The sequence below is a fragment of the Pseudomonas syringae group sp. 26L6 genome, assembly GCF_032587815.1.
Taxonomy (GTDB): domain Bacteria; phylum Pseudomonadota; class Gammaproteobacteria; order Pseudomonadales; family Pseudomonadaceae; genus Aquipseudomonas; species Aquipseudomonas amygdali.
In genome coordinates this window covers 1-25990 of the sequence record NZ_JAWHPJ010000048.1, presented here as the reverse complement: position 1 = coordinate 25990, position 25990 = coordinate 1, and the positions used below count along the sequence as shown (strand labels likewise).

The following is a 25990-nucleotide window of genomic DNA, read 5'->3' as shown; positions in this document are numbered from 1 at the left end:
TCGTGCGCTGGCAGACCTTCACCTACGACTGCGAAAACCGCCTGGTCAAAACCGAAACCATGGCTGACACGCAGGTGGAAAGCACCAGCAGTTACCAGTACGACAGTCTGGGCCGACGCGTTGCCAAACAGTCCGAGATCAAAGGCCACACCGACCACAAGCGCTTCCTCTGGCAAGGCCTGCGCATGCTGCGCGAAGAAAGCCCCGGCCAGAGCAGCTTGTACCTCTACGAGCCCGGCAGCTATGCACCGCTGGCCCGTGTTGATGAGAAAGAAGGCGAGTTAGAAAACAAGGTCTACTACTTCCACACCGACCAGATCGGCACACCGCTGGAAATGACCGACGCCGAAGGTCAGATCGTCTGGCAGGCGAAGTACCGGGCGTGGGGTGCGGTTGAGAAGCTGGTGGTGAACGAGGTTGAGCAGAACCTGAGGTTTCAGGGGCAGTATTTTGATGCCGAGACGGGGCTGCACTACAACACGTTTCGGTATTATGACCCGGAGATTGGGCGGTTTATAACGCAGGATCCGATTGGGTTGGCTGGAGGGTATAACCTGTACCAGTACAATCTAAATCCAATTCGCTGGATTGACGTGACGGGTCTAGCCGGATGTACCTTGATAAAAGCAGATGCCGTTGATCACGACTACCTTTTAAGGTTAAAACGCTCCGAATATCCCGAAACCTTTGGTCACATACAAGACGCAATCAATGGCGGGCAGCCGTACATAGTTACCATCCAGAGAGATGCAGCAAAATTAAATAGAAAGACAAGCCTCAAAGACGTTAAAACAATGAAGTTAAAAGATCGCGACGAATGGCCTATGGCCATGTTTAAAGAGGGAGGGAGCGGTGCAAGTGTTAGACACATCGGTCCTAGTGACAATCGAGGAGCAGGATCTAGTATTGGTAATGTGCTTTCAGGCCTTCCAAATGGAACTAAAATTAAAGTAGAGGTTTTCTAATGGCAAATTCTAATCAAGTAGTAGATTTACTCATATCTCATAGCCAAATTCAAATTCGGTCACGTGCCTATGACGAAGCTTCGAGCCAATGGGGTAAGCTAAATATTGATCAAGGCGCTGTAATACATAAAGACTACGTAATATTTGACCCCCTACCAGATGACGCATTTGGTGCAAATATAAGCTTGACTCTAGACACAAAATTTAATTTGGACACACAAACTCAACGCTGCATAGTAGTCCCCTTTTTTGTTTCAAAAAGAAACGAATTAGAGGTTGCCTCAGCTGCTGAAAAAGCCAAAATCGTTCTGGATGTCGAAGAGCGCCAATATGCTCTTTACTATGAAATTTGTGAAGGTGATGAAATTTTTTATAAGTTCACGTTTGTGCCTTCCGATGATGAGCTTGATGCAAAATATCTTATGGATGATCCATGGGGTGGGGTAAAGGGACAGTCACTGGTTAAGGGCGTTGCTTAGTCTCCAAGCTATTGGTTTTCATTTTCTGCCATGATGCCGTCAAAATTTTCTGAACTATATAGCTCTTTAAAATCTTGGTCGAAAAAGGGGGCTGTCAACTTTGTGCCAGCCCTTCTTTTTTCAATCGGCAGTCTGCTGGCAAAGCTAAACGACGACGTGCGTCAGGACTATGCATACGACAACGGTGACCGACTGCTATCGATCAAACGTAAGCCGACGGACTTAGGCTGAAAACTAGGCGTCACCGCTGAAAAGATCGACTTCGCCTACGACCTGCTCGGCCGCCTCGTCAAAGAAACTAAGCCTCAGGGCGCGCTGGCCTACGAGTACGACCCGCTCAGCAACCTGACCACACTGACCCTTCCTACCGGCCAGCACCTGAACCACTTGTATTACGGCAGCGGTCACCTGCACCAGTTGAACCTGGATGGCCAGTTGATCAGCGATATGGAGCGCGACGACCTGCACCGTGAGGTCTACCGCACCCAGGGCAAACTCACCAGCTGCTTCGGCTACGACAGCATGGGCCGCAAGGCTTGGCAGTACGCCACAACCCTGCCCGCGGAAAAGCTATCGCAGATCCAGAACCCGCTCATAAAGCCAGAGCGTTACGTCGAACACGCCTACAACCCCATTCACCGCCGCTACGAATACGACCCGGCCGGAGAACTGAGCCGCACCCTCGACAAGCTTCGCGGCGAAACCCAGTACGAATACGAAGCCAACGGTCAGCTGCTGGCACGCAACACCGGTAGAGTCGTTGACGGCGAAGAATTCCGCTACGACGCCGCGGCCAACCGCCTGAACTTCAACACCAGCCGCTTCGACCACGTCAAAGACAACCGCCTCAAACAGTGGGCGAACCACGAATACAAATACGACGCGTGGGGCAACCTGATCGAAAAAGCCGTCGGCATCGTGCGCTGGCAGACCTTCACCTACGACTGCGAAAACCGCCTGGTCAAAACCGAGACCATGGCTGACACGCAGGTGGAAAGCACCAGTAGCTACCAGTACGACAGCCTGGGCCGAAGAGTCGCCAAACAATCCGAGATCAAAGGCCAGACCGCCCACAAACGCTTCCTCTGGCAAGGCTTGCGCATGCTGCGCGAAGAAAGCCCGGGACAGAGCAGCCTGTATATCTACGAGCCCGGCAGCTATGCGCCGCTGGCGCGCGTGGATGAAAAAGAAGGCGAGGTAGAGAACAAGGTTTACTATTTCCACACCGACCAGATCGGCACACCGCTGGAGATGACCGACGCCGAAGGGCAGATCGTCTGGCAGGCGAAGTACCGGGCGTGGGGTGCGGTTGAGAAGCTGGTGGTGAACGAGGTTGAGCAGAACCTGCGGTTTCAGGGGCAGTATTTTGATGTCGAGACGGGGCTGCACTACAACACGTTTCGGTATTATGACCCGGAGATTGGGCGGTTTATAACGCAGGATCCGATTGGGTTGTTGGGTGGGGATAATTTATATATCTACGCATCTAACCCTAATGTTTGGGTTGATCCATGGGGGTTATGTGGTGATAACGTCAAGTGGGGTAATCACCTAAGGAAAATTGGTGGTGGCGCCGCACCTGCGGGTATGCGCAACCCTCATGCGCATCATATAGTATTTAAAGAGGGCCGCGGCAAGCTGATGAAGGCTTATCTTTCGAAAAGTAAAGCAATCCTAGAAAAGCACGATATAGATTGGTACAAAGGCAAAGAAAATCTAATCTGGGCGCCAAATAAAGGCCACACTACAGCAAATGCTAAAAAAGTATACGACGCTTTAGAAAATGCTGACGCAGGTGGACTGGGCACTAGATCTGACGTTGTATCTGCTCTTAGAAAAATGGGTCAGCATTTTGCCGACGAAACGATTGATCTTCTACCGTAGAGTATATTTATGAATAAGCCAGGTATTGACGCATTAAAAGAAAATATCAGGATAGCCGTTGATAAAATCATTGATCAGATCTTATCTGAGTTCCCTAAAGACCAAATATGCGCGTTTGCTCTTTATTCCGATTCTGATGCAAGAACGTTAGCACCTTCGTTTAACCTGAAAGCTCATTTAAATAGTATGCAGGCTGAGGATCCGGAAGATAAGGCCTATTATAAATGGTCACCAGCTGAGTGGAGTCATGAGTTTTATCGTGCTGATTTCTTTGACGACGTATCAAAAGAACTAGAAAATCTTAGTGAGTCCGTTGGAGAGGGCGAAAGCTTTGAGCGCTATAGGAAAGAAGTTTTCGAAAGCTGCGTAACTATTCTTAAAGAATTCAAGCATAGATTTAATGATTCAATATTTGTTTTTGCTGTTACTGACTTCGACGACATATCCCTAGAAACCTCTTGGATTAGATCTTTAAACCCAACAAGTGAGGCAGTTGAATTCGAAGAGTGGAGAGCAACCGTTTAAGCGGAGAATCCAAAAAATATGACTGAATAACAGATTAACTTTTGCATTTATTTTGCTCTTTAAAAGTTATATATTTCAAAGTGGCTGCGCACCATAACGCAGCCACTTTTTCATCAACTACCAAATATTTTCTTTGAGCAGGTCGCCCGCAAAATTTTTTACAACCTATTTAAAGATATACTTTATTTTACTGATGCTGTTGGATGTCTTCTTTTGAAAAAAGATGGCTCAGGCAGTGGGCTGTTTTTTGCACACAGCGTGATTAATTGTTAGGTAGTAGTGAGTGGGTACTATCCGGCTAGGCGAGTATGTCGGATTACTGCTTTTTAAAAACTTGGTGGTTTTACAGTTGAGCTCGGTTGCCGCTTCTTAAAGAACGAGGTCAGAAGCTTTAAGAAGCGGTGTCTGGGCGAGCCTGCGCTACATGTCTCTTGTTGTAGGCCAACTGATCAGCGACGTGGAGCGCGACGACCTGCATCGCGAGGTCTACCGCACCCAGGGCAAACTCACGAGCTGCTTCGGCTACGACAGCATGGTCCGCAAGGCCTGGCAGTACGCCACAACCCTGCCTGCAGAAAAACTGTCGCAGATCCAGAACCCGCTCATAAAGCCCGAGCGCTACGTCGAACACGCCTACAACCCGATTCACCGCCGCTACGAATACGACCCGGCCGGCGAACTGAGCCGCACCCTCGACAAACTGTGTGGCGAAACCCAGTACGAATACGAAGCCAACGGCCAGTTGCTGGCGCGCAACACCGGCCGAGTAGTCGACGGCGAAGAATTCCGCTACGACGCCGCGGCCAACCGTCTGAACTTCAACACCAGTCGTTTCGACCACGTCAAAGACAACCGCCTCAAACAGTGGGCGAACCACGAATACAAATACGACGCCTGGGGCAACCTGATCGAAAAAGTTGTCGGCATCGTGCGCTGGCAGACCTTCACCTACGACTGCGAAAACCGCCTGGTCAAAACCGAAACCATGGCTGACACCCAAGTGGAAAGCACCAGCAGTTATCAATACAACAGTCTGGGCAGGCGAGTCGCCAAAGGGTCCGAAATCAAAGGCTAGACCGGCCACAAACGCTTCCTCTGGCAAGGCTTGCGCATGCTGCGTGAGAAAAGTCCGGGACAAAGCAGGCCTGTACCTCTATGCGTATGCGCCACTGGCGCGTGTTGACGAGAAAGAAGGCGAGGTAGGGAACAGGGTTTACTACTTCCACACCGACCAGATCGGTACACCGCTGGAAATGACCGATGCCGAAGGGCAGATCGTCTGGCAGGCGAAGTACCGGGCCTGGGGGGCGGTTGAGAAGCTGGTGGTGAACGAGGTTGAGCAGAACCTGCGGTTTCAGGGGCAGTATTTTGATGTCGAGACGGGGCTGCATTACAACACGTTTCGGTACTATGACCCGGAGATTGGGCGGTTTATAACGCAGGATCCGATTGGGTTGTTGGGTGGGTTTAATCTTTATGGATATACTTTAAACCCACTTTCTGACATTGATCCATGGGGGCTATGCGACACAAAAGGTATGGGCGTGAGCAAATCAGGACATCACGTCCCCGCTGTACGCAAATCTGTAGGGCGCCCATTTGCGGTTGCACGATCCGATAAAACGAGGCCAATGCTCTTTCCTAGGGGTGAAAACCCCGAACACTCACACTGGTTGTTACACGAAGCAGAGCGAGCACATGTTGGCCCAAGGCAAGGGAGCTTTCCGGGCTCGGATGACGAGCTTTTTAATGCTTACAGAAATGCGTACCAGAACATGGATCACATAAAGGTTGATGTGGTATCGCCGCATGGGACACATGTACTTGGTGAAAACGTCACACCAAGAGCAGCAGTTGACCTTATTGAAAACTGGCTAAAAGAAAGTGGATTGAGATAATGAATATAGAAAACTTGGAAGATTTTTCAGCCACAGTTAAAAAAGCTGATTTTTTTGATTTTTTGCTAGCTGTCGACGATTGGGATTCACTACTAGACTGCCGAGATGAAGACGAATTTGATGCATCATGGGTAAAGCATAACGAGCAGATGGCTTCGGCGAGCTACGGCGTTCAAACTGATGAAACTTAGGGAGTATGCTTTTAAAACAGCTCTGCGTATTACAAAAAACTCTGAAGCTGCTGGATATATTTCAGATGATATTGGGTTGCTGGCGGAAGCAATGTCTAAAAAATTAATGACTACGTGGTTGAACGGCTTATTGAACTCGTATCTTTCTGGAAGCTTTCCTCATTAAAATTTCTAGTTGAGGGATAGTAGCGAGGAAAAAATTGAAGAACAGCAAATCAGACCTGCCATGCTTGTCAAGCTTCATTGATTTTTGTCACTGCCTGTGCAGCCCATTAAAAGCTTTTGCGATTGCGGTCATCCAGTTCTAGAAATTGAGCTCTTCGACGGGGACCTTCAAGAAACGTCAAAACTCGTACGTGGTGTGTTAAAAATAATTTATGAAGAACAAGTGCCAGCAAAATTTTATGAAATACCTTATGGTGAACACTATACGACCTACAAGCACCTTGAAAAATGTGAGGTGACTGCTGATCTCGTCAGTAGTATTCTTGATGTTGCGGGTGAAGAGTTTGAGCGACAACGTAGTAGTCAAATCCAAGAGGGATACTGGGTGATAAACGCCACTGCAATCATTGAAGCAACGAAGGCAGCGTTCGCAGGAAGAGATATTTACTTCTCACCTTTTCAACTGCCGCCTGGCCTGGAGATTCGTAGTGAGTGGCAAAATTTTGGAATCGCTTCATCAATAACGCCCTCATTCCCTCTTGCCTGGCAAACATTTTCTGATGAGTTACCGTGGGTAACGTCATTACTGGACAAGTGTTTGCTTGGCACGGCTATTCTGGTCGGCTCATCCATAGAGCTGTTATATATATTTCATGATAATAATGGCCTCTACTATTACATAGGAGGCGAGCCGTTGAGCAGGTCTGACAATGCGTTGATCTTTGGAGGGCGCATAGCGGATTTTTATTACACTATTCATAACGGCTTCACTTTTTACCCTGCTCAATCGATGGGCCCACAAAAAATAGAGGATTGTGTATTTGTCTCTGATTTGATAGACGAGCACGACACTGATTTCGCGGCAAAATGGCTGGCAGTATTTTCAAATGGCGGCGGTGACTATCTTGCTGTAGATACAATTAATGCAGCTAATGACAACGGCTTGATATGGTGGCATGAGCAGCCGCTGGAGCCTGAATCAGGTGTGGTTTTTTTCGAAATAATGGATACGTGGATGTCTATATTTCTTGAAGATACCAAACAGCGTGGTGTCATATTTGAAACATGACTTTTTCATCTCAAGCTAGTAATTTTAGTTATACCTAAGCTGGCACAATAAGCTTTCCGCCTTGAAAATCCGAGTTAATCATATGATCGAGCCACAACCCATCGCAATAAAAAAGGGACTTTACGGGTCTTTCTTCCTGATTGCCTTATTTGGCACAATGTCGACGTTTAAATCGGATTTTTTCTGGCTGGTATGCCTCGGCCTCTTTACCCTGCTCATGAGAGCAATATATTTGATTTACCTGAGCGAAAGCTTCACTGCAATCGCAGTTCATTCTTTCACAGGCCTTTTCTCTTCATTTCTACTCATGAATACAAGCGTTATTTATCTTATAGCAAAATCTGAATACGGCGCTTCAACGACAGATGCTTTATCGTGGGCGATGATTCCGGCCTTACTGATGCTCGTTTCATTTTTATTTATTTACTTTACAAAATCGAGATCAGGTCAGCTGTCTTTTGAGACCAGGGATAACAAGGTATATATGGTGCACGGTTATGTCAGCACGAGAAACGGAAACTTACTGAGCGGAGGCGTCATTGTGGCCGGAATCGCTGCAATGATCGTGTGGCATATAGAACTGATCATTATGGTCAGTATCTGGATAGCACTGAGCAATCTTTACCTTCTTTACTGGAACAGGGACGCCATCCGAATACTGAAAAAAATCCTGGCGCTGGAAAAGAAGCGCAATCGGTCTTACACGTTCGAGTACGTCGAACAGCTTCGTGAAGCACGCAGTCGCTGGTGGTTAGGTAGGTTTTTGAAATGGGTAATATCGCTCAGCAAATGAAGCCAGGTAGCAGACCATCAGCGAAGAAGACAACTAACCGCCGAACCCAACCAAGGAAGAAAAATGGGTAAACAATCTCGCAGCAAGCGGGCCTCGCCAGAGCCAATGGTGATTTACCGCAGTCACGTTGCCGCTTTCCGCTCTCGTTATCTGCTGTCCTTTCTGACTCCGATCTTCATGGGCATATTTTCCCTCGCCATTACCGCAGGCACGGTGGTCGAGGCGTACTTTCCAAATGAGCCGGAGAGAACCGGCCAGTCGATGATGCTCATGATGGGCGTATCACTGGTTTTGAGTTTCGGCGGCATCATGATGAGTCGCGGGCATGCCTGTGGAATGTGGATATTGGCGGCCATTCTGGTGAGCTGCTTTTTCGCGGTGCTGCCCACTGCCCCTGCGCACTGGCGGCGTTTTGAATTGATGTTTTACATGCTGGGGCTGCTTTTCCCGTTGCTGGGCCTTTTATCGCTCAACAGCGAGCGCGGCCGGGAGCTGCGCATGCAATGGAGGATTATTCGATCCGAACGCAAGGAGACGCGTCAGGAGATGCGGCGGCGCAGGGATCTCGAGGTGCATCGTGAAAGCCTGCGCAAGAGAAAGGCACTGCGCAAGTAGCCCAGGCTCAACGAGGACTTTCTCGCGCCCAACAAAAAACCCGCCGAAGCGGGTTTTTCCAAGACCATCCCGACTCCCTGTCGGCTGCCTCCGAGGCGATGGTCGATCATCCTTGATCCTGGTGAACTCCTGTTCACCACTTGATGGATCCAATCTTACGGAGGACGGACCAGGTCGGAAATGGCCAAACCCCTCCACCGCGTGTAAGCCTTTCGCTATACCTCGGCGAAGCACAACCTTACCTTTCAATGAGCGTGCGGGTTCGCTATGGATAAATCACCTGCTGGCTTTATCACTGCCCCTCGACCAGCAGCAATTCCCCATCCCTATACCGCACCTCCTTCCCCACCCACGCCATATCAACATTCGGCAGCACCGCCGAAGGCTTGCGCAGTTCGCGCAGCAACGTGGACCCGTGGGAAAGACGCCCGCCCATGCGCGCGATCACGGCGCGTGCGTTCTGGTAGTGCGCGTGGCGTCCGGGGTCGAGGGTGTCTTCCAGCAGGATGTCCTCGCCCAGAATGCCTTGCACCTGCCCCGGATAGATCATAAAGCCAGTAGCCTGCTCGGTGCCTTCTCGACCGTCCTGCCAGAAACTGCCTGCGCGGCTGCGAATGTCTGGATGAGGCGCAAACCAGTGTGCCCTGTCGGCGCTGGGCATGGCGTGATGCAGCCGGAAGAACAGGCGCATCAGGTTGTCGCGATACCACTCGCGCACTTGCAGGTAGTAGCCGCGCATGCCCGGCAGGCCTGCGCGGTGAGCGACGCGAATGATACCCGGCCAGGTCGGAAACGCCTGTAAAGGCAGGTCAGCGGCTGCCGGGCGCGGGGTCGCAGGGTCGGTTTCCCAGGGCAGACGGTGCGGGCAGTGTTCAAGGTTGTCGTAAGCGGTTGGCGGACGTCCCAGCAGATCACCGCCGCTGCTGGCCAGCGAGGTGGCGATGCACAGGTTACCTTGCACGACGAACACGTAGAAACGCGTGAACCAGTCAGCCAATTGCTGGCCGTCAGCCCCTTGGGCCGTCAAGGCATGCAGCTCTCGGTCGAAACGGTGCAGTTGCTTTTCCAGGGTCAGCAGGTGGCCGCGCGCGATACGCTGCATGCGCAGGAATACCGGTAACGAGCGCAGCAAACGCAGAGGTCGCCAAGGCAGATGCGGTGCTGCGCCGCCGACTTCATCGGCGTAACTGCTGGAGGCGACGCCCCAATCAGCCAGACGTGCGAGAAACAGGTCATTGTTGATGTAGGACGCTGCGCCAAACAGTACGGTGAACGGCTCGTTGTCCTGCAAGATGCGTGAATCCCAACGCGCCATGATCGCCGGGATGCTGCCTGCGGCGCGGCGTTGTGCGTACTCGACCAGCCTGCTGGGCTGCGGCGGCAGGATCTCGGCGATGTTGGCCGCTGTCAGGTGACGGCGCCAGCCGTAGTCACTGATCGGGCGGTACTGCAGCAGCCACAGCTGGCGGCCATCCCAGGCCCACTCGACATCGCCCGGCACGTAATGGAAAACGCGCAGCACGCCTTGCATGAAGTCCCAGAGCAGTTCTTGTGTCAAACCGTGGGATGGAGTGAAGCTGCCGCGGTTCCAGGCATCGCCGAGGCGGGAAATGATCGCTCGCTCCGGGCTTGCCTGACCGTCAGCCAGCGACTCCAGATGCCCTTCGACCCACTCCAGCTCGACCGACAGGTGACGCGCAAACGCGATGCCGGAAAGCACCGGCGTGATGAACCGCTGCACCACGACTTCTTCGACGCCAGCGCCGTGCAGTTCTGCGATACGTGCAGGTACGTTTTGGCTGGGCTCGCGAAGGAAAGTGGTGCTCAGGCCAGCGTTGGCCGCATCGGCCTGATCCTCGCCGAAGCTGGACGAGCGCACCGCCCAGATAGCCTCCGGCTGGCTGGCCAGAAACGCGGGCAAGGCCGAGTCATCGCCCTGCACCAACGACAGTGCTGCGGGCACCGGTTGCCCGGCGATGGTTGCCAGACGCAGGCGGCCACCTTTGGTGTGTGCGACGAAGCCGCGCTCGCCCGACTCCAGCCACTGCGCAAACTCGGCCGGCGAGTCAATCCACGGGTAATGACCCCAACCCGGTTTCAGGCTGATGGTCAGGTCGGCACGCGCCAGAATGGCAGACCACGCTGCCGCCTGCTCGATACCCAGCACGTTGTCCTGATCGCCCCAGACCAGCTCTATCGGGTCTTGCACCCATTCCAGAAGCGGCAGCGCAGTGTCGGCGCGCACCAAGTCCCAATAGGGTACAAAGGCGCGGCAGCGGGCGTAACCGGCCCCCATGCGCTGGTAGTGCGCCGCAGGCCAGGCTTGCTTGGAGAACTTGTGAGCAAACAGCCTGGGCTTGTTGGCCAGCAGCCAGTGAATGGTCTTGCGAATGGGCAGCGGCGACATCAGCGCAGGCAAGCGCCGCCGCCACAGAAAAGCTCCCACCGGCGCCAGCAGCACGCTTCTGCAGAAGTGTCCGGGCTGGCGCTGCAAGGCATGCATGACCAGCAATGCATTGACGCCCACGGCGACGATGGCACTGCCCCTGACCGTCGCTGCCAATAGCGCATCGGCGTAGGCGGCGAGGTCTTCGCACGGTGGCTGGGGATTGTTGCCGAAGCCTGGCAGTTCCAGCGGCACGACCTGATGCTGCTGAAAATGCGGCAGCACATCATCCCACCATTCGGCACTGCTGCCGTTGCCCGCCAGCAGGTACAGAAGGGGCAAGTCAGACATCACGGGGCTCCTTCAACGCGCTGGCAGCAGAAGTACGGCGATCATGGCGATACAGCCAGAATAACGGCGGCAGTAATGCCAGCAGCGCCGCCAGATCAAGCCACACATGCGACCAGACGCCCCCACGCACGGAAATCGCTATGTCCTGAGGCGCCCAGAGCAGCAGGCCTGCGATCAGCCAGCCCCAAGGCATGGCGCTTTTCAGACGATTGCCCAAATGCACAAGCGCCAGCATGTATACGGAATAGGTTTGCAAGGTGGCGCCAAACAGCGCCATCCACCAGACCTGTTGCGCACGCGCAGCGGCAGGAACGGCGTCGGTCCAGAAAGCCTGCTCAAGCGTAGTCAGGTAGCCGTCGAGCAAGCCGGAAAAACCTGCCCAGGTAAACACGATACTGCCCAGCACGTGCGCGACTGCGACGGCATACAGCCAGATCACCAGCGTGCGGCGCAGCGTGGTAGAAGGGAGCGGCATTGCAGGTCCTTGGTTCGTCCTTGTGAGGTGGCGAGTGTAGCGATTTCCAGGTGGGCTTAATACGAGCGTGGCTCGGCCTTGCTCAGGTCCAGCAGCGTTGAGCAGTTGTTATTTTTGTCAGTAGACAGCTTTTCCGCTGCGACCTAGTTTATCCATTCAATGAATGGTCAAAAACCGTAGGTAAGGAGATGGTGATCATGGACGATACAATGGAACTTGTGAAACAAGTGCTTCTCGCGCAGTTCGACATAGAAACGGCAGACATAAAACCGACATCTAATATAGCCGAGGATTTCAACGGGAGTAGTTTAGATGCTATCGAATTCATTATGGCTCTAGAAGTAGAATTTGAAATCGATATCCCGGATGAAGAAGTTGAAAAATTTAAAACGGTACAAAACATCGTCGACTATGTCTCAAAAAACATAAAATAGAGACGACCAGACTCGCAGTGCAAAAAAACCGCTTAGCACTCGACGGCAGGCGCAGGCCATCTGCCTCCAGTCAAAACTACCAGTAGCCGGCCCCCTGCTTTTCCCTTCAATGTACGGCTCCGCTCGTCAGGCCATCTGTCGGGCGAGCCCTGCCCCGCGGTCGATGTGCATCTGTCCTCTACGACAGCCGATTCCATCACCCTGTCAGTACGGCCCTATTGCCACAATAATCACTATGATTCAGTGCATCGCCAGACGCTTGCCCTGATCAGAGCGTTGATGCTGAACATGTCCTGAGCGGCACGCATAGGCAAAATTCATCGCCCACCGGCTAACCTGAACCCGTCAGCAGCCGATTAAAAGACCTCGGCCTTTTTTACGGCCCCTGCCTTTTACTCTTACGGATTCAACCATGAGCTTTCTATCTCGTTTTCGGGCCGGCACTTCGCGGACCGGAGGCGTACTCAGTGTCATTACGTCCGCGCGGGAATTGAACGACACGCTGTCGGCGTTAAGTTTTGACCCGGTCTACCTGACAGGCTTCGTTTCACCTCACGTCGACTTCGGTCAGGTTGCCCAGTCTGTCGCGGCACGCTTTCCCAACGCCAAGATCAGCCTGTGCACAACATCCGGCGAACTGTGCTCCAGCAATGATTCGCTGTATTGCGCGGCGGGTAATCAGTGGGACCGGATCGTGCTGGCGCTGTTCGACTCAAGCGTTATCCAGAGTGCCGAGGTGGTGCATATTCCCCTGCACAGCGAAGATATTCGCGGCGCGGGCAAGCGACTGTCCATGCGTGAGCGCATTGCGCGGCTGACCGACTCGATCAAGCGCACTCAGGTCAGCACGCCTATCGACCACAGGGATACGCTGGCCGACGTCACCTTTGACGGGCTTTCGGCATCGGAGTCGTTTTTCATGGAAGCGCTCTACGAGTCAGGGCGTTTCCCATGCCTGTTCGTGGGTGGCTCTGCAGGCGGCAAAAGCGACTTCAAGAAGACGCTGATTCACGACGGTAAACGCAGCTACGAGAACCATGCTCAGGTGGTGTTTCTAAAGAGCGCAAAGAATGTGCGCTTTGGCGTCTTCAAGAGCCAGAACTTCGAGCCAACGCCACTGAGCCTGAGTGTCCTGACCGCCTCGCTGGAAGAGCGCTATATCAGCCAGGTGGTCAATTCCAGAGGCGAGATTGCCACGATGGTTGCAGCGCTGTGTGATGCGCTGAAGTGCGAGCGGCATGAGCTGGAAGGCAAGCTGGCGCAATATTCGTTCGCCATTCGGGTGGGCGAGGAACTGTTCGTACGCTCCATTGCGCGCATCGATTATGAAAGCGAGCGGGTTCATCTGTTCTGCGACGTGGCACCCGGCGAAGAACTGGTGATGGTCAAACGGACGTCGATGATCGACACCACGCGCAAGGACTTCGCGCGCTTTCTACAGGGCAAGTCCGGCAAGCCGTTGCTCGGCCTGTTGAGCGACTGCATTCTGCGTCGTCTGAACAACGGCAGTGAATTGGGCCGCATGAATGATGTGTTCGGCGAGACGCCAGTAGTGGGCTTCTCGACCTTCGGTGAGATTCTGGGTTTGAACCTCAACCAGACCCTCACCGCGTGTTCTTTTTCAAGGTGCCGGAAGGTCAGCCGTTCCGCGACGACTACATCGATAACTTCATCGCCTATTACGGCGAGTTCAAGGCGTTCTTTCTGCGTCGGCAGATCAAGAAGCTGGCCGGTTTGAGCCATGTGGTGGTCAAGCAGATCGACCAGTTCAAGCAGCGTAACTTTGTGCAAACCATTGACCCGAGTGGTCTGGACGAGCAGATCCGCCCAGTGTTCGGCGGCCTGAGCGATTTGGGCGATGTACTGGTCAAGGCTCATCAGGATCAGGAAGAAATCGCCGATCAGTTGCGCCACTACTCAGGCGAGCTGCATGTTTCGATGGATGAACTGTCCCAGACCATCACGCAGCAGGAAACGGTCATCGACAAGGCGGGTAATACCGTCAAGAGCCTGGTCAGCCAGGCCGACGAGGTCGTGCTTGGCTCTCGGGAGCTGGCCAAGTCCAGCCTGCGCATCCAGTCAGTCGTGCAGATGATTCAGCAGATCGCCGGGCAGACCAATCTGTTGGCGCTGAACGCCGCCATCGAGGCAGCGCGGGCCGGCGAAATGGGCCGTGGCTTTGCAGTGGTCGCCGATGAAGTGCGTCAGCTGGCGCAGAAAACCACGCAAAACGCGAATGACATCGGCACGGATATCGAGCGTCTGGCCGAGGAGATTCGCAAGGTTGCGCAGCATATCGAAGAGCAATCCCTGGAAGTCGGCACGCTCACCAGCCTGCTGGCGGAGCTGGAAGGCTCCAGCGACATGACCGCGGGCACCTCGCAACGTACCCGGCAACTGGCGGATACCCTGCGCGGGCTCACTCGATAGCAGTGCCTCTGCTGTCAGGACGGTACATTGCCCGTCCTGACAGCAGGCCGTGTTGCAGGCAGCTTACTGGTTGCCCAGCACGCCGACCTTGCCCATCACGTTGCTCATGAATTGCTGCACGGTCATTTTCTGGCCATTGAAGTCGACCATCTGGTCGGCATAACGCAGGTCGGAAACGATGTTGTCACCATCGACCTTGGCCAGTTGCATCATCTCGGCCATGGCACTGGCCATGTCGCCAGCGGCCTTGGCCTGCTCGGCGATGACCTTGAGGTCGGTCTGGCCTTCACGAATGGCTTGCTGGGTAGCAAGATCGCGAATCATCGGCTTGGACAGGACAACCTTTGCGTTGACTTCGCCCAGACTTTTCAAGAGCAGCGAATCGGAAGGCTGATCGAGCGGGCCTGGATCGGCCAGGTCCACCGCGATGCGCATGTGGCTTTCGCCGTTGCTGGTCTTGAGCGAGAGTTTTTCCAGTTCGATATGCGGCTTGGCGATCAGCAGCTTTTTCATCTGGGTGTTCATCAGCTCTTGATCAGCCGGGTTCAGCTCAAGACGAAACGGACGTTTCTCCAGCGCGGCCTGCTGCTGTTGAGGCAGGATTTTATCCTGATACAACTGATACAGCGCCTGCGTGGCCACCACATCGAAGTTGGCTATTTTGAAGCCCATGTGCGCTGAGCCAACGTCCTTGCCTGCGTAGGAAATCATGCCGGCATCGTAGTTGATCTGGGCAGCCAGGTTACCGGCATCTTCCTGCGCCAGGTTGGTGTTGGTGAAGTCCTTGATCTGCACCGGCGGCTTGCCCACCACCTGAAAACCCGCACTCTGGATTTTCATGTTGGTGTGGCCCAGATAGAAACCGGACTGGCCTTTGGTGCCGCCCGTGTCAAAGGTCATGCCTTTGACGTCGATGCTGACCGGGCCGTCAGGCGACGCGACGTTGAGCTGCAGGTTTTCCATGTTGCCGGCCAGGCTGAATTTTTCGGCGTCGGCGGACGACTCTGCATTCAGGTCGAGCCCGGAAAACCTGAACGTACCGTCTACGTCGGTCATTTCCAGCGGGGCCATCTGCAGCGTGCCTTTGGTGGCGCGGTCATAGCCGATGCTGGCTTGCCCCTTGAGCGGTGGAACGTCCTTGCTCATGGCGAACCACTTTTCGGCGCTGGGGCTTTTCTCCATCTGGAAATTGCTCAGGGCCATGACGGGCAGCAGGTTCAGGGTCTTGAGGCGCGACAACGGAATGGGCCCGTGCTCGATCTGGTCGACAAACAGGAACTGGCCGCCCTGGGTGCTATCGGACAGGTTCTGGATGTCCACGCGATAGTGCGCCGTGCTGCTGAAGAAGTGCTTTTCCAGCGAGAGCATTTCCAGTTTGACGCTGGTGTCGGTGCCCTTGAACGACTTCGCGAGTTCCTGGTTGGCCTTGCTGATGGAGTCGGTCAGCGCGCCTTCCAGTTGATTGCCCGTGTACCAGGCGCCCGCCGTAACCAGTGCGCCCGCTACGACGATGACGCCAATCGCTATACCTGCTGATTTATTCATAGTGACGTGAAGATATCCGTTCTGATGATGGGAAAGTCGTACCGGGACTGGCAGCACAGTTGAAAACCGCGAAAGATTATCAGAAACACAGGGTAGCCACGGTATTCACGGAAACGTTAGGCTGAAACGAATTTGAGAACGGGATGTGATCACATGAGCGAGCAACACACCGAACGAGGCCCGATCAAGGCCGTCATTTTCGACATGGATGGCCTGTTGCTGGACACCGAGGGGGTTTATACCGAAGTCACCCACTTGATCGCCAGCCGCCACGGGCGCACCTTCGACTGGTCCATCAAACAGCACACCATCGGCCGCGGTGCCCGGGATTTCTCGGATTACGTGATCAAGGCGCTTGAATTGCCGATGTCGATCGACGAGTTTCTCGAAACCCGTGAACCGATGCTTGAAGAGCGTTTCCCCAAAGCGCCGGCAATGCCCGGAGCCGAGGCGCTGGTCCGGCATCTGGCAGCCCACAATATTCCCATCGCCGTGGGCACCAGCTCGTCGGTGCATTACTTCGAGGCCAAGACAACGCTGCACCGCGCGTGGTTCGAGCTGTTCGATACCGTCGTGACCGCAGACGACCCGGAAGTCGGCGCTGCCAAACCGGCCCCGGACATCTTTCTCGTCGCCGCCCGCCGCCTTGGCGTCTCGCCGAGTGATTGCCTGGTCTTCGAAGACTCGCCGTTCGGCGTGACGGCCGCCAAGGCTGCGGGCATGTACGCTGTTGCCGTACCGGACTCGCACATGCCGGTCGAGCAATACGAGCATGCAGACCTGCTGCTTGCCTCGCTGGCCGACTTCCCGCTCAAGGCGTGGGGGCTGCCTGAACTCGTCTGAATGACATGGAGATGTTGAGCATGAATTATCGAATCCTCGGCCAGTCCGGCCTCAAGGTTTCCACCCTGACACTCGGCTCGATGATGTTCGGCGAGCAGACCGGTGCCGAAGAGTCCCTGCGCATCATCGACAAGGCCAGGGATCAGGGCATCAATTTCATCGACACGGCGGATGTCTACAACGGTGGGCGCTCGGAAGAAATCGTCGGCCGGGCCATCGCCGCCCAGCGCAGCGACTGGGTGCTGGCCACCAAGGTCGCCATCGGGCCAGCCGACGGCGTGCCCAATCGCGCCGGTCTGAACCGCAAGCACCTCTTCAATGCCATCGAGAACAGCCTGCGGCGTCTGGACACCGACTATGTGGATATCTATTACCTGCACAAGGAGGATCAGGACACACCACTTGAAGTGACCGTCTCGGCCATTGGCGATCTGATCCGTCAGGGCAAGATCCGCTACTGGGGTGTGTCGAACTTTCGCGGCTGGCGAATCGCTGAAATCGTCAACGTCGCGCAGCGCCTGGGCGTAGACAAGCCGGTCATCAGCCAGCCGCTGTACAACATCGTCAACCGTCAGGCCGAAGTCGAGCAGATCACCGCAGCGGCGTATCACGGCTTGGGTGTGGTGCCTTTCAGCCCGCTCGCACGCGGGGTACTCAGCGGTAAATACGCCCCGGACATCGCCCCCGACAGCGAAAGCCGGGCCGGGCGTCAGGACAAGCGGCTGCTGGAAACCGAATGGCGCGTGGAATCGCTGCGTATTGCGCAGCGAATTCAAGAGTACGTGCAGGACAAGGGTGTAGGTATTGTCGAGTTCGCCATTGCCTGGGTGCTCAACAACCGGGCCGTGACATCGGCAATCGTTGGCCCAAGGACCGAACAGCAGTGGGACGGTTACACCAAGGCACTAACGGTTGATATTACCGCCGAGGACGAGGCATTTATCGATTCGCTGGTAACACCTGGGCATGCGTCGACGCCTGGTTTCAATGACGTTCAGCACTTTGTGTCTGGCCGCCTGACTCGCTGAGGCAGTACCGCCTGCGGCCTTATGCCGCGAACGCCATTCTAGTGCGCTCTGAAACGCCCGTTTCAGAGCGTTATGTCATGAAAGCATAACGTGAAATTCCTGTTATCTACGAATGCCCGTTCGGTACACAGAGCGAATGAGCGCTAAGATAGGCGCGTACTCATTGAGGCTCGCAGAGCTGAACCGCAACCCGGCGCTTGCAGCAAAACATGATGATGCTTCTATTTTCGCGACTTACTGGCAAGTCTTGGCTAGTCTGTCGGCAATCCAGCGATTAATTGGACTTTATCCAGCCAAGGTTGATGAAGAAGTAGACCGATGCGCAAATCAGATAGAGAAGCCTTTCTAAGCTCCGTACTGGGCAACGAGCAGCCTCCGGCGCACCTTGCCAGAACCGTGATTGAAGAAAAGCTGCGAAATGCCATTATCGATGGCAGTCTTCCCAGTGGCACGGCTCTGCGCCAACAGGAGCTGGCCACACTGTTTGGCGTCAGCCGCATGCCTGTGCGCGAAGCACTGCGCCAGCTCGAGGCACAGTCGCTGCTGCGGGTCGAAACGCACAAGGGCGCAGTAGTCGCACCGTTGATTACCGAAGACGCAGTGGACGCTTATGCCTTGCGGATCCTCCTGGAGTCCGAGGCGTTGCGCTTGTCCATCCCGTTGCTGGACGCGGACGATCTGGCAGCGGCTGCAGGCTATATCGAGCAGCTTGAAGTCGAGACGGACTTTGGCCAGATCGGCAGGCTCAACCGGATGTTCCACTTGTCGTTGTATGCCAAGACTCACAACAAGCGCCTGATGCGTCTGGTTGAAGAAGGCCTGAACGAAGAAGAGCGCTTCTTGCGTTTCAATCTTTCCGCCATGGGGCTGGGCAAGCTTTCTCAGGATGACCATTGGCAGCTGCTGCGGCTCGCCGAACAGAAAGCAGTCGAGCCGTGTGTCGAAGCGCTGCAGTATCACCTAAACCGGGGTGTGCAGGCCGTCACCCAGTACCTGAACAGCAATAAGGCCATCAACGCCAAGCCAGCCCGTACAGCAAAGAAAACCCCCGCCTGAATCATTGAGACGGCTTATCCACAAGGCGATGACATGACGCCTGCGGATTAGCCGCTCGTACTTCCCCCGTGCTTTCCCAACCTATCTTCAACACCGGTCAGGCCTGACGCCTGGCCTGGCGTTTTTATAGCTATTTTCCTGATCTGCCGGGTGGCCCGACACAGGAATCAGGCAAACTCGACCGTAGCGCAGAGGAAACCAGCCTGAGGAGGTTCCTTGGCTACGGCTGAACTGTCCACGCAGGACCGGAGCAGTTCTGTGTTCATTTGAACCCAATGGACAAGGAGTTGTTAAACGGGGCAAACGACATTGGAAGTCATTTCCAACATCGCCCATTAAAAACCCAACCACCTGATTATTCAGCATAACGGCAACGCTGAGTGAGGCATTCACTCATTATTGATAATTCTGACTCAATCAGTCGGAAGGGTTGCCTGCGTCCCTATAAAACATATTCCACGTGTTTTATATGGCAACTTACGCACCGTAAAAGCAACAACTTAAATATTATTAAAAAAGAATTGCGCACTGTATTAAATTTGTTTTAAGTTTTCTTCGCCGTCAGCGTAATTGACGGCACCCGGACTCAAAGCCGCAAATCATAAGGGCTTCAGCCCGGCTGATTGAACTTGTGCAAGCGTTTTAATGGACATAACCGACGTGCAGTTGCGGCAAATTATTGCCTCTGCCTTCAGGCCTTTGTTCGCCTTGCACTCAGGTCTTTCATTCTATTTATCCGGCACGGGCAACACGTTAAAACTTCGAATAACTGTACTGCCACCTACCGCTACCATGACCACAGGGACATCACCATGCATTGTGAGAAAACGCTGCTCGACCAAAAGAAAGTTGAACTTAGCCGTCACCCGATCTTTGCCGAAATCACGACGCTGGGCGTATTGCGACGCTTTATGGAAACCCATGTATTCGCCGTCTGGGATTTCATGTCTCTGACCAAACGTCTGCAACAGGAACTGACCTGCACGCAACTGCCGTGGCTGCCACCGACCGATGCCTGCGCCGCCCGCCTGATCAACGAGATCGTGCTGGGGGAAGAGTCCGATGACCGATTGGATGCAGGTCATTACAGCCATTTCGAGCTGTACCTGGACGCCATGCGCGAGATTGGCGCGAGCACGTTACAGATCGAGCGTTTCATTGAACTGCAGCAGCAGGGCCTGCATTACACAACGGCCCTGCAACGGGTCAACGCAGGTCAGGCCGCATCGGCATTCGTGACGCACACCCTCGACACTGCCCTTCATGCCCCCGCACACAGCGTTGCTGCGGCGTTTCTGCACGGGCGCGAAAGCGTCATCCCACAGATGTTCCAGAGCATCCTCGACGACTGGGGCATCACCGTCGAACAGGCACCCACCTTCCGTTACTACCTGGAGCGCCACATCGAAGTGGACTCCGAGGACCACGGCCCGGCAGCGGAGCAGTTGCTGGCCCGCCTGATTGCTGGCGACGCGCAGCGTGAACGAGAGGTGTATCAGGCGGCTATCGCAGCGGTGGAAAGCAGGGTCCGGCTATGGGACACGCTGCGCATGAGCATGCGCGCGCCATTGATGCAGGCCAGTGCGTAAGAGCCGCTCGCAACCCCTGAAGCCTTTACAAGGAAGACATCATGAAAGCAGAAGACTACACGTCGTTCATCGATGCGTGGGAAGGCCGCGCCGCCATCCGTACCCGTCCACGCAGAATGGTCGAGAACGATGAAAAACTGATCTACCCCCTCAGCCGTCAGCCGCTGGTGCTCAGTGACACGTTCACCCGCGAGTGCGCGCATTTACGCGATTACGCACTGGTGCAGAGCCTCTATAAGTTCATCAACGATGTGGTGATCTTTGAAACCGAGATCGTCGACAAGACCGCACGCAGTATTGCCAAGGACAACTTCACGATTCGCTTCCCGTTTGCCTGCCGCTACGACGCGATGACGGTGGTGGTCGACGAGGACTATCACGCGCTGGTGGCGATGGATTTCATGCAGCAGACCATCGCGCTGACGGGCATCGAGCCTATCCAGCTGCCTGCCGAAATCGAACTCAGCCGGGCCATACCCGCCGCGCTGGCTCTGGCCCCGGAGCATCTGCGCAGTGCAGTTGAGCTGATCTGCGTGGCTATCGCGGAAAACACCGTGACCAATGACGTAGCGGCCTTCGCCAAGGACGACTCGGTCAAGCAATCGATCAAGGGACTGATGGCTGACCATCTGCTGGACGAGGGACGTCATTCGGGATTCTGGGCGCGGCTGGTACGAATCTACTGGCACACCGCAGATGAGCAGGATCGGGAATCCATCGCGCGCATCCTGCCGGTGTTTATCGCTCAGTATTTGACCAATGACATACAGAACGGCTTCGATTTCACCCTGATCGAGCACTTGCAGGTGCCGGACACCATCAAGCAGGCGCTCAAGGATGAAACCAGGGCCGTGAGTTTCCCAGTCAACCGCCACCACCCACTGGTCGCCAATATCATGCGCTTCTTCAAGAGCAGCTCGATGCTGGACGATCCCTGTGTACAGCGTGCGCTGGCGGACTACCTGCCGGCTCGGGGGACGCTGCAATGAAGCGCCTGGAGATTGTGCTCATAGGTCACAGCCTGACCCTGAGCGATCTGAATGCCGAGCTGCTGGACCACGGGCATGGCGTGCGGCACCTGTCTGACCAGCAGGCACTGTATGCGTTGACGGTGCCTGATGGTTGCGTCCTGATCGAGGACGGCAGTCTGGACCTTCGCGGGGTACGAGGCCACGGCACTCACCTGGGCCTGCGGGTCGGCTTCAGCGCGGCGCTCGCGCACGGTCTGCCTCGCCTGGAGCTGCTCTGCTGGCATGGGCCGGCCAATGCTCGACGCCTGATAGCTCATGAGTGGCTGCCGGCCGAGGAGTCAGGCAACGGCCGCGTACTGCGTGATGTGGCTGTAGCAGGCATGGTGGGGATGGTGGCATTGCAGGTCAGCCGACTGTCCAGGGACGATGATTATTTCAACAGTCTGCCTACTGCAACACCCGCTCAGAGTGACCGGCAGGATGGTTTGCAGGCGATTGATCATTTGCTCTTCGAGCATCGTCTGAATCAGACAGAACAATCCCACCTGCTGAAGCGGGCTGAAACCTCGATCACCGAGCGGCTGGAACAGGCGCTGCTGATGTTTGCCGAACGTCCGGCACTGTCCGTTCGCAATCAGACGCTCAGCTATCGAGAACTGCATGCGCACAGCATCGCGATTCAGCGCCTGTTGCTGCCTTTGCTGGCGTCTGCGAAAGCCGACACGCCTCCGGTGATCGGCATCTGCCTGCCCAAGTCACCCGAGTTGTATGCGGGCATTCTGGCGATTCTGGGCTGCGGTGCGGTTTATCTGCCGCTTGATCCCGGCCAGCCTTTGCAGCGTCAGCAGTACATTCTGGAAAACTCGGGAGCGATGCTGTTACTTCACGACGGCTCGCACCCATTGGCCGCTGCGGAGTTTCCGGCACTGGATATTGCTGCGGTGCCTATGGGGAATGCCGTTTCAGCCCGCATGCGCGTTCATGCCGCGCAGAACGCGCCCTGCATGGCGCTGTACACGTCAGGCACCACCGGGCAGCCGAAAGGCGTACTGCTCAGCCAGCACAACCTCAGCCATTTCACTGCCTGGTACGCCGAGTATGTGAGCCTGCGCGAGCAGAGCCGGGTGCTGCAGTTTTCTACGTTGAGCTTTGATTCGTCGATCATCGACATTTTTCCCACCTGGCTCAATGGCGCCGAACTGGTGGTGCCTGATGAAGATCAGCGGCGCGATCCCTTGCAACTGGTCAGCGTCCTGCAACAAGGCATCACTCACGCGTTTCTGCCACCGGCACTGTTGAGCATTCTGCCGCTGGATCAGCCTCTGGGACTGGAGCATGTCATGACCGGGGGTGATGTCTGTGAGCCGCATGTGATTGCACAGCTCACTAGGCAGTGTCATTTCCACAACCTGTATGGCCCCACCGAAGCCACCGTGTTGATCACGGCCTGTGAGTTCGCGCCGTCCAGCAGCAATCGGCATCTGGGACGACCGATTGCCAACAGCCAGGTATGGATTCTCGACGAGCAATTGCAGCCCGTAGCGGAGCAAACGCAGGGTGAGCTGTATATCGTCGGTCCTGGTGTTTGCCTGGGCTATGTAAACAATCCCCCGCTTACCGCCGAGCGCTATGTGTGGTTGACCAGGCCGGACGGACAGCAACTGCGGGCCTATCGCACCGGCGATATCGCCAAGTGGACGGCTGATGGCATCGTACTGAGCGGACGCCGCGATAACCAGGTGAAGATTCGCGGCTTTCGGGTCGAGCCGGAAGAGATCGAGCATTGTTTGCGCGACAGCGGGCTGTATCGACAAGTGGCTGTGGTGATCGACGAGCAGCGACGCATTCTGGCGTTTCTCGCTCAACCGTATCTAGAGCATGACGAACAAGCGTTGAGAGCGCATGTGCAACGTCTGCTGCCTGACTACATGCACCCTGCTGTGTACACGACGCTGCCCAGTCTGCCGTTTGCCAGCAACGGCAAAGTCGATCGCAAAGCACTTCTGGAAATACCGCTGAGCTTCAGCGGGCAACGCACTGGTCGTCTGCCGCAGACCGAGCAGGAGCAAGCGCTACTGGCGTTATGGGCCGAACTGCTGGAACTGCCGTCAGAAGATATCTCTACGGACGAAAGCTTTTTCAATCTGGGCGGTCATTCGATTCTGCTGTCACGTCTGTTGCTGGGGGTTCGTGAGCGGTTTGGGCGCAGCATTCCAATCAACCGTTTTATAGAAGCACCTACCGTCCTGACACTGGCCAGCCTGATCGACAGCGATGGTGCTTCGGCTTACACCATCAGTGCGCAGGCACTGTTGGATGCCGATGCGAATAACCCGCTGGCGACTTTGCCCATCAGCCAGTTGGGTGATGTTCACAAGGTAATTGTCACCGGTGCCAACGGTTTTCTCGGTGTGCATATCGTTGAAGCGCTGTTGAACTGGGGGGCGACAGAGATCGCCTGCCTGGTTCGTGAAGCTGCGGGGCAAAGCGCACAACAGCGTTTCGAGCATTCACTGCGGGAAAACCGTCTGGATCATCTGGACCTGAGTCGCGTGAAGGTCTACGCCGCTGACGTGACCAGGCCCAGGCTGGGTCTCAGTGAAGCGGTATATGAACGACTGGATAGCGAGTTCGGTGCGCTGGTGCATAACGCTGCCAATGTGAACCATGTTCAGGACTATGAAACCCTCGTCAAAGACAATGTTGCGCCGGTCTTTGAATGCCTGAAGCTGTGTGAGGGGCGCAGCAAAAAGATCTTCAACTTCGTCTCGACCCTTTCCGCCTGTAGTGCAGTCGATGCTGCCGGCAATGTGCTTGAACAGCCCGCTGCCGCTACCCCGCCGATCTACATCAAGAACGGTTACAACCTGTCCAAATGGGTAGCTGAGCGTGTTCTGCAGCGCGCGCGCGAGCAAGGTGCCTGGGTGAACATCTATCGGCCCGGCAACATAGCGTTCAACAGCGTCACCGGCGTATGCCAGCCGCAAAAAAACCGCCTGATGCTAATGCTCAAAGGCTCGCTGCAACTGGGTCAGGTTCCGGCGTTCGCTATCAACTTCGACCTGATGCCGGTGGACTTCCTGGCACGCTTCATCGGCTTCCATGCCAGTCGCTATCAACCGGAACACGCTGTGTTCAACCTGCATAACCCCGAGCCCTTGAGCTGGAATAACTATGTGGAAGCCTTCCGCGGGGCAGGCCGTCAGTTCGAGTTGGTCAGCGTTGAGCAATGGCAGGCCCAACTCAGCCGTGTCGACAGCCAGAACGCTTTATTTGGCGTGCTGGGTTTCTATCTCGACGGGTTTGAAGAAGACATCGGCGACATCTCGATGATCGAGTACCGCAACACCCTCAGCGGTATTCACCGTATGGGCGGGCATTACCCGCAGAAAACCCCTGAGCTGCTGCGCAAGGGCTGCGATTACCTGAAAGAAATCGGCTTCATCTGAATTGATACCCCACTGACGTAAATGGAGAAACACATGAGCACACTTCACAGTAATCTGAAGCCCGACACCCTTATCCAGAACCCGGTGTCGTGCCGAGTGGCTTCAGCCGTGGAAGTACCCGGTAATGCAGCCAGCGTATGGGCTGTGGTCGGGAATTTTGGTGGTTTCCAAGCCTTCATACCCGCGCTGGACAGTATTGAGGTCACAGGGGAAGGTAAGGGCTCGGTTCGAAGGAAACTGTTCAAGGACGGCAACGTGGCCATCGAACAACTGAACTCCCGGGATGATCAGGCGCTGTACATGACCTGGTCACTGATCCACACCAGTTTACCGGTGAGTAACCTATGGGCGGCAATGACTGTTGAAGCTACCGGGGACGATGCGTGTGTCGCTCGTTGGACGATCGTTGCCGACCCTGTTCAGGGAGGCCCTGAAGGGGATGCATTTGAAGCGTTTCTTCAGGGGTTTGCTGACGGTGCGATGAGTAACGTACGCAGCCTTTTTGGCTGACTCATGCACTATCCAGCCCGCTCAGCGCGAAAGCCTGCGCGGGCTTTTTTGGGGCTCCATAAAGACAAAACCCCTCATCGCAAACGCAATGAGGGGTTTCGGAATTCAATCTTGACGATGACCTACTCTCACATGGGGAAACCCCACACTACCATCGGCGATACATCGTTTCACTGCTGAGTTCGGGATGGGATCAGGTGGTTCCAATGTTCTATGGTCGTCAAGAAATTCTGTTGCCGATCCGTTAACAGGTAACGTCTCAGCGAATTTTGATGCTTCTACTTAAACAAAAACCCTCAACGCGTAAGCGATGAGGGTTTCTGGAATTTAATCTTGACG

Annotated in this window: 20 protein-coding genes, 1 rRNA gene and 3 pseudogenes; 20 read left to right on the top strand and 4 right to left on the bottom strand. The window is 55.0% G+C overall.

Going from position 1 to position 25990, the window contains the following annotated elements:
- The 9 genes and pseudogenes from RYA97_RS19800 to RYA97_RS19760 form a co-directional block, all read left to right on the top strand.
- Nucleotides 1-965 (top strand): RHS repeat-associated core domain-containing protein (locus tag RYA97_RS19800; RefSeq protein WP_316892970.1); only part of this gene is annotated, 965 nt, incomplete at its 5' end.
- Entirely contained in the window at nucleotides 965-1444 is a 480-nt protein-coding gene (comJ, locus tag RYA97_RS19795) for a competence protein ComJ (RefSeq protein ID WP_005783294.1), read from the top strand. The genes RYA97_RS19800 and comJ, both read left to right, overlap by 1 nt.
- Before the next feature lie 447 nt (nucleotides 1445-1891).
- The gene (locus tag RYA97_RS19790) at nucleotides 1892-3328 is read left to right on the top strand and encodes an RHS repeat-associated core domain-containing protein (RefSeq protein WP_404940568.1); all 1437 of its coding nucleotides are present in this window, start codon (nucleotides 1892-1894) and stop codon (nucleotides 3326-3328) included.
- Between the two features lie 9 nt (nucleotides 3329-3337).
- Entirely contained in the window at nucleotides 3338-3853 is a 516-nt protein-coding gene (locus tag RYA97_RS19785) for a DUF4303 domain-containing protein (protein WP_005747395.1), read from the top strand.
- 424 nt (nucleotides 3854-4277) lie between these two features.
- Nucleotides 4278-5376 (top strand): annotated as a pseudogene (locus RYA97_RS19780) (RHS repeat domain-containing protein); the annotation flags it as partial.
- A gap of 374 nt (nucleotides 5377-5750) precedes the next feature.
- The gene (locus RYA97_RS19775; protein WP_316892967.1) at nucleotides 5751-5942 is read left to right on the top strand and encodes a hypothetical protein; all 192 of its coding nucleotides are present in this window, start codon (nucleotides 5751-5753) and stop codon (nucleotides 5940-5942) included.
- Nucleotides 5943-6204: 262 nt separating this feature from the next.
- Nucleotides 6205-7176: a hypothetical protein gene (locus RYA97_RS19770; protein WP_316892965.1), complete on the top strand. Its 972-nt coding sequence runs from the start codon at nucleotides 6205-6207 to the stop codon at nucleotides 7174-7176.
- Nucleotides 7177-7258: 82 nt separating this feature from the next.
- Nucleotides 7259-7969 carry a hypothetical protein gene (locus RYA97_RS19765; protein ID WP_117140216.1) on the top strand — a complete coding sequence of 237 codons (711 nt, stop codon included), beginning with the start codon at nucleotides 7259-7261 and terminating at the stop codon, nucleotides 7967-7969.
- Nucleotides 7970-8032: 63 nt separating this feature from the next.
- Complete coding sequence (locus RYA97_RS19760; RefSeq protein WP_117140217.1) at nucleotides 8033-8584, top strand: hypothetical protein; 552 nt, start codon at nucleotides 8033-8035, stop codon at nucleotides 8582-8584.
- A gap of 292 nt (nucleotides 8585-8876) precedes the next feature.
- Here RYA97_RS19760 and RYA97_RS19755 read toward each other — a convergent pair whose 3' ends face one another.
- The gene (locus tag RYA97_RS19755) at nucleotides 8877-11321 is read right to left on the bottom strand and encodes a PEP-utilizing enzyme (RefSeq protein ID WP_117140218.1); all 2445 of its coding nucleotides are present in this window, start codon (nucleotides 11319-11321) and stop codon (nucleotides 8877-8879) included.
- Complete coding sequence (locus RYA97_RS19750; RefSeq protein WP_057401981.1) at nucleotides 11314-11796, bottom strand: hypothetical protein; 483 nt, start codon at nucleotides 11794-11796, stop codon at nucleotides 11314-11316. Before RYA97_RS19750 ends, RYA97_RS19755 begins: the two co-directional genes overlap by 8 nt.
- Nucleotides 11797-11993: 197 nt before the next feature.
- Here RYA97_RS19750 and acpP point away from each other — a divergent pair, with 197 nt between their 5' ends.
- The 4 genes and pseudogenes from acpP to RYA97_RS26620 form a co-directional block, all read left to right on the top strand.
- Nucleotides 11994-12230, top strand: a complete 237-nt coding sequence (acpP, locus tag RYA97_RS19745; RefSeq protein WP_005746946.1) for an acyl carrier protein — start codon at nucleotides 11994-11996, stop codon at nucleotides 12228-12230.
- Between the two features lie 153 nt (nucleotides 12231-12383).
- Nucleotides 12384-12527 (top strand): annotated as a pseudogene (locus tag RYA97_RS19740) (mechanosensitive ion channel family protein); the annotation flags it as partial.
- Nucleotides 12528-12642: 115 nt separating this feature from the next.
- Nucleotides 12643-13968, top strand: a complete 1326-nt coding sequence (locus RYA97_RS19735) for an FIST signal transduction protein (RefSeq protein ID WP_232829580.1) — start codon at nucleotides 12643-12645, stop codon at nucleotides 13966-13968.
- 335 nt (nucleotides 13969-14303) lie between these two features.
- Nucleotides 14304-14660: pseudogene (locus RYA97_RS26620) on the top strand (methyl-accepting chemotaxis protein); the annotation flags it as partial.
- Nucleotides 14661-14723: 63 nt separating this feature from the next.
- On the opposite strand, the gene RYA97_RS19730 reads toward RYA97_RS26620, so the two are convergent.
- A complete protein-coding gene (locus RYA97_RS19730) occupies nucleotides 14724-16205 on the bottom strand; it encodes a YdgA family protein (RefSeq protein ID WP_005746949.1) in 1482 nt (493 codons plus the stop codon).
- Between the two features lie 153 nt (nucleotides 16206-16358).
- Between RYA97_RS19730 and RYA97_RS19725 the strand changes: the two genes are divergently transcribed.
- The 7 genes from RYA97_RS19725 to RYA97_RS19695 all read left to right on the top strand — a co-directional run bounded on the left by RYA97_RS19725 (nucleotide 16359) and on the right by RYA97_RS19695 (nucleotide 25651).
- Nucleotides 16359-17048 (top strand): HAD-IA family hydrolase, encoded by a 690-nt coding sequence (locus tag RYA97_RS19725; RefSeq protein WP_005746950.1) that lies wholly within the window; start codon nucleotides 16359-16361, stop codon nucleotides 17046-17048.
- 20 nt (nucleotides 17049-17068) lie between these two features.
- Nucleotides 17069-18076 (top strand): aldo/keto reductase, encoded by a 1008-nt coding sequence (locus tag RYA97_RS19720; protein WP_005746951.1) that lies wholly within the window; start codon nucleotides 17069-17071, stop codon nucleotides 18074-18076.
- 318 nt (nucleotides 18077-18394) lie between these two features.
- The gene (locus RYA97_RS19715) at nucleotides 18395-19132 is read left to right on the top strand and encodes a GntR family transcriptional regulator (RefSeq protein ID WP_010195575.1); all 738 of its coding nucleotides are present in this window, start codon (nucleotides 18395-18397) and stop codon (nucleotides 19130-19132) included.
- Between the two features lie 812 nt (nucleotides 19133-19944).
- Complete coding sequence (locus tag RYA97_RS19710; protein ID WP_005759481.1) at nucleotides 19945-20721, top strand: DUF3050 domain-containing protein; 777 nt, start codon at nucleotides 19945-19947, stop codon at nucleotides 20719-20721.
- Nucleotides 20722-20762: 41 nt separating this feature from the next.
- Nucleotides 20763-21710, top strand: a complete 948-nt coding sequence (locus RYA97_RS19705) for a diiron oxygenase (RefSeq protein ID WP_005783276.1) — start codon at nucleotides 20763-20765, stop codon at nucleotides 21708-21710.
- Nucleotides 21707-25141 carry a non-ribosomal peptide synthetase gene (locus tag RYA97_RS19700; RefSeq protein ID WP_117140219.1) on the top strand — a complete coding sequence of 1145 codons (3435 nt, stop codon included), beginning with the start codon at nucleotides 21707-21709 and terminating at the stop codon, nucleotides 25139-25141. Before RYA97_RS19705 ends, RYA97_RS19700 begins: the two co-directional genes overlap by 4 nt.
- Before the next feature lie 33 nt (nucleotides 25142-25174).
- Nucleotides 25175-25651: an SRPBCC family protein gene (locus RYA97_RS19695; RefSeq protein ID WP_004660968.1), complete on the top strand. Its 477-nt coding sequence runs from the start codon at nucleotides 25175-25177 to the stop codon at nucleotides 25649-25651.
- Between the two features lie 109 nt (nucleotides 25652-25760).
- Here the strand turns inward: RYA97_RS19695 and rrf are convergent.
- A 5S ribosomal RNA gene (gene rrf / locus RYA97_RS19690) occupies nucleotides 25761-25876 on the bottom strand.
- Nucleotides 25877-25990: the final 114 nt, after the last annotated feature.